This is a genomic window from Synechococcus sp. MU1611 (assembly GCF_020514255.1).
In the GTDB taxonomy this organism is placed as follows: domain Bacteria; phylum Cyanobacteriota; class Cyanobacteriia; order PCC-6307; family Cyanobiaceae; genus Parasynechococcus.
Genome location: NZ_VTLC01000013.1, coordinates 1 through 446, shown reverse-complemented (window position 1 = coordinate 446; position 446 = coordinate 1). Strand labels below are relative to the sequence as shown.

The following is a 446-nucleotide window of genomic DNA, read 5'->3' as shown; positions in this document are numbered from 1 at the left end:
AACTACGGCTACAAGTTTGGCCAAGAGGAAGAGACCTACAACATCGTGGCTGCCCACGGTTACTTCGGTCGCCTGATCTTCCAATACGCCTCCTTCAACAACAGCCGTAGCCTTCACTTCTTCCTGGCTGCCTGGCCTGTTGTCGGCATCTGGTTCACCGCCCTTGGCGTGTCAACCATGGCCTTCAACCTGAACGGCTTCAACTTCAACCAGTCCATCCTTGATGGTCAGGGCCGCGTCCTGAACACCTGGGCCGACGTGTTGAACCGTGCCGGCCTCGGCATGGAAGTGATGCACGAGCGCAACGCTCACAACTTCCCCCTCGACCTGGCTGCTGCTGAGTCCACTCCTGTGGCTCTGCAGGCTCCTGCCATCGGTTGATCTGGAATCAACCTGTTCCTTCTGGAACAGATCAAACGATTCAGATCAACTGAATCGGAAAGCCC

1 pseudogene is annotated in these 446 nt (G+C 56.5%); it reads left to right on the top strand.

The annotated features are described in order from the left end of the window. Nucleotides 1-381 (top strand): annotated as a pseudogene (locus tag FZZ92_RS13085) (photosystem II q(b) protein); the annotation flags it as partial. Between the last annotated feature and the right edge of the window lie 65 nt (nt 382-446).